The sequence below is a fragment of the Aequorivita antarctica genome, assembly GCF_007997155.1.
In the GTDB taxonomy this organism is placed as follows: Bacteria; Bacteroidota; Bacteroidia; order Flavobacteriales; family Flavobacteriaceae; genus Aequorivita; species Aequorivita antarctica.
Genome location: NZ_VORT01000028.1, coordinates 1 through 4,358, shown reverse-complemented (window position 1 = coordinate 4,358; position 4,358 = coordinate 1). Strand labels below are relative to the sequence as shown.

The 4,358-nt window shown below is 41.6% G+C and carries 2 protein-coding genes; both read right to left on the bottom strand.

Annotation, left to right across the window (positions count from 1 at the left end; genetic code table 11):
- Nucleotides 1–3,718, bottom strand: a 3,718-nt coding sequence (locus ESU54_RS17520; RefSeq protein ID WP_249041337.1) for an HYR domain-containing protein, incomplete at its 3' end; no start/stop codon positions are given.
- A gap of 425 nt (nt 3,719–4,143) precedes the next feature.
- A partial coding sequence (locus tag ESU54_RS17515; protein ID WP_146848190.1) for a T9SS type A sorting domain-containing protein occupies nt 4,144–4,358 on the bottom strand: 215 nt, incomplete at its 5' end.

Genomic DNA, 4,358 nt, shown 5'->3' with positions numbered 1-4,358 from the left:
TTGAAGTATTTCCATACTCGTCAGTGGCGGTCATTGTGATGGTGTAAGTTCCATCAGACAATGGCGTGCCCGGAGCGGGAACTTGAGTAGTGAGTGTTACAGGATCTGTACAGTTGTCAATTGCAGTTGCTTCGCCAGTTGCAATATAGTCAGGCAAGATGTAGAACAGGTTACCAGCTCCCGGATCAACAGTTTGATCTGCTGGGCAAGTAAGTACTGGAGCCAATAGATCAACCACGGTAATTACTGAAGTACAAGCTGCAATATTTCCGCTGGCATCACTTGCAAATACTGTTACTGTAATTGGTGTTCCTATATCAGCGCAGCTAACGGTAGGCACATCAACAGCCAAGATTGTTATACCGCAGGCATCAAAAGACAACGGACCTCCAGGAATCTCCGTGAAGAATGCATCTCCATCAGAGTCAGTTAAAGTTAAGTTCCAGTTGGCTGGATCGAACTGACCTTCAAAACCTGGCATAAAGTTACTGATAACAGTTTCGTTATTTCCAAGTAAGTTATCGTCGGTTTGAGAACGGAATCCAAACACATCGCCTGGAGCAACAGCAACAGCAGCGCTACCTGATTGATTTCCTAATCCGGGATTTGTCAATTGGGTGTATGTACCATTCAACAAATATCCGAAGCTATCGAAACCAGGATCATCGTTTGTTGTATAATCCCAATCAAATGTAACAGCTGCAGCTTCAGTAACGCTCACTGTAAAGTCTGTAAAGCCTTCGAAACCAGATGAATTATCACTCCCAATTACCATTACTTCGTATGTAGTTGGCAAACTGGCCAATAAGGCCATTGGATCAACAGTAGCTGTGCCGTCTGGGCCCAATTCAATTGTAGCGTTTTGGCAAACAAGTATTGGTGCAATGTTGTCTATAACATTTACCACCGCCATACAGGTTGAAGAGTTTCCACTGTCATCTGTAACGGTTACCTCAACAATGTTCTCGCCAAGATCTGCACAAGTAAAATCTAGACCCGAACCACCGCTAGTTGTATAATGGATGGCTCCATTGAATACGCGTGGAGCGAAAATAGGTGTGGTAAACGGTACATTGGATGCAGCTCCCAAAGCCATAGACATATCAGCATTTGAAAAGTTCTGATTACTTCCATCTCCATTGGTATATGCATGAGCATGAGTTCCATCAAGAACCAACGCCATACCATAAGTGGTATTTGCAGTTAGGGTAATAGAAGATGCTAATACAGCATTTGATGGTGTATCAACGCCAGCGCCAGTTCCTGAAGCATTCGCTGCTGCAGCACCCCAAGCGCCTGGGTTTGCTTCATTACCTACATACGTACCAACCAAAGTGTATATATCCATTGTGAATGAGCCTGCCTCAGCTGTGTTTACATCAATATCAGTTACTTCCAAATCGCTTGGACCAACAGTTATGTCAAAATAAACAGCGCCGCCTGGGTTGCCACCATTGTTTGAGGCAAACAAAGTTGAAAGTGAGCCCATAGTTCCTCCACCTGCACCGCCAGCAGTAATAGTATAACCACAAGCTTCGTTAACGCCTGTAACAAGATCGTTAGGATCTATACTAGCCATACCGTTTGCATCAAGGTAAACGTCAAGACCTCCACCAGAAGCAGCTTCATAGCTCAACAAGAAGTTATCAACTCCAGCTCCCCAAGCCCAGTCACCTTCGTCATCGTAGGTGTAACGTACTTGGAACGCAGGGTTTGCGAATGCAGAAACATCGATATCACCACTGTTTATAGGAGCTTGATCTGTGTTGTCTACAAACAATATTTGTTGCCATGCGGCTCCATCCCATACTTCAACTTCAAATGTTCCGAAGCCAATAAAATCTTGAACTGAATAGTCAAAAGAAAGTTGCACGTTGCTTGCGCTAGTAAGGTCGTAAACTGGAGATAGTAATCTTGCAAGGTTTACCTGACCATTACCAGCGGCATCATCATCAAAGATTGCAGCATTGGTAGGGAAAGCTGCTCCGCCCGGCATTATACCCGAACCAAAAGTCCAGTCTTGGCTTCCAGCTTCAATTACAGTTGACCAACCTGAAGGGAGAGATGCGCCTTCAAAATCCTCAGACTCTGTGAAGACTCCAAATCCTCCTACACAGAATACCTCAGGAGCGGTAACGTCCTGAACGGTAACGGTAGAAGTACAGGTAGATGAATTACCAGAGTTATCGGTAACCGTTAATACTACTGTATTTGCACCTGTCATAGAGCAATCGAACGAAGATACATCCAAGCTCATAGAGGCGATGCCACAGTTATCGTTAGAACCATTGTCCACGTCGGCAGCAGTAATGGTAGCCATTCCTGTTACAGGGTCAAGGTCCACGGTTATATCTTGGCAAACAGCAACTGGAAGTTCGTTGTCCAAAACAGTAACATCAAAGTTACAGGTAGAGGTATTTCCATCGCTATCGGTAACCGAAAGGGTTACGTTAGTTACACCAACAGCGAAAGTGCTTCCACTTGCAGGGGTGGCCACGATAGAAGAGGAGATGTTGCCATCTTCAATATCAAAGGCTACACCGGCAAAGTTTGCTACAGTGCCACAAGTACCAGGGGTATTGTTTAAAGTAATGTCTGCTGGACAAGCAATAGTTGGCGGGTTGCCTATAACGGCGATTGGAAATCCAGAAACATTTAGATCGAAAGGACCTGTAGCTCCTCCAAAACTATGAACTAATACATAATAAGTTGAAGAACCATCTGTGTTAAATATTACTTGACTTTGAAGTCCACAGAAATCATCATTTCCTGTTACACAAGTAAAAGCTCCACAAGAACCAGTGTAAACACTAATTTTAGTATCGAAGGCTGCTCCGCCACATAAACTCAAGGTAACTGCAGAGCCAGTGATAGAAGAGTCTGTGAATTTGTACCAAACTCCTGGTGAGCTGATAGAAGTGCCACAAAATGGATTTCCGGAATCAATGGTTGCAAAAACAGTGGTGCCACTGATAGTCCCATCACCTGCAATAGTAATTGCATTAGCGCATAAATCATTGGGTGGTGTAGCTTCTGCTTCCAATTTCAACGAAAAATTATTTAGTACACCGCCAAAAGCTCGTGCACATCCGTTATTGGCAATTGCGCTTCCGCATCGTTGAACAACACCGGTAGGAGGGTCTCCTGCGGGTTGTGAACCAATTACAGCGGCTTCATTAAGAATCCAAAAAACATCACTCCTACTCGCGTTTAATGAAACTGAAATAGTATTGTCTACTTCAGAATAGAGGTTTACATTAGGAAGTGTAAAGACAACAGAATAGATAAAACCTAATGGTCCTGGGGTTACAGTTTGCGTTACGCTTGAAGCGGCAATTAAAGTTCCAGGGCCACTGCCACAAGCTCCTGATGCTCCGTTGGTGGTGCAGTCAGTATAAATGCGTAATGTTAAATTGTAAGGGGCGGCAGAAGTAAGGTTAAAAACATCTACCGTTACAGTTTGTAAAATTCTATTTGTTCCCGCTAAAACTATAGCATCTGCCATTGAAGTATTTGGTCCATTTGCTGCTGCGGTTATTTCTGCGCCATTAGCACCTAAATGGTTGGTTTCATAAATGGTAGTCAAGGCTCGCGATTGGTTTCTTTGAATCTGGGATGTTTGTACATCACGAATACCAGTTGCTAACCTTTCTTCTTGTGACTGTGCAAAAAATATTGCGCAAAACGTCAAAATCAAGGAAAAAGTAATTTTTTTCATGTTTAAATTGATTTAGTATTAGGTCAATAAATGTATGTCAAAACTTTAATATTCAAACTATATTTTTAAAAATTAAGTTAAATAAATCTTTATAATTTATTTTATTATGAAAAGTGTTGAAACACCAATAAAAATGCTATTTCCTGATTTAAGAATGGCTTTTTTATTCAATAGGATTTAAGGAAAAAGTTATTTAATCATCTCACCAATACCGCTCGGATGGACTTATTTTCGAAAATGGTTCATTCTGGAGAGCAATAAGAGTACTCCCATCAGGTATTGGAACCAAGGTAACATAGTTTTATTTTAGTTTTTAAAGTAATCTTTTTGAAAGTCTTGCGAAACTTCAATTTATTAAAAAAGTGAAAGCCTCCCTATTTTTAGTAGGAAGGCTTTCTTTTTAAATTAAATTATTTGTGAAAAAATTACTCTTTAATCAAGCGCTTCACAGTGCTTGCATTGTCACCAATTATCTGTACCATATAAACTCCAGAAGCAAGCGATGAAACATCCACTGCTTTTTCACCTTGCATTGTGCGAAGGTCTGTCTGGCTTACTAGTCTTCCGTTTATATCATAGATCATCATTTTCTCAAGAGAAATGTTGGTCTTGTTCACAAGGTTAACCACATTGTCCGCTG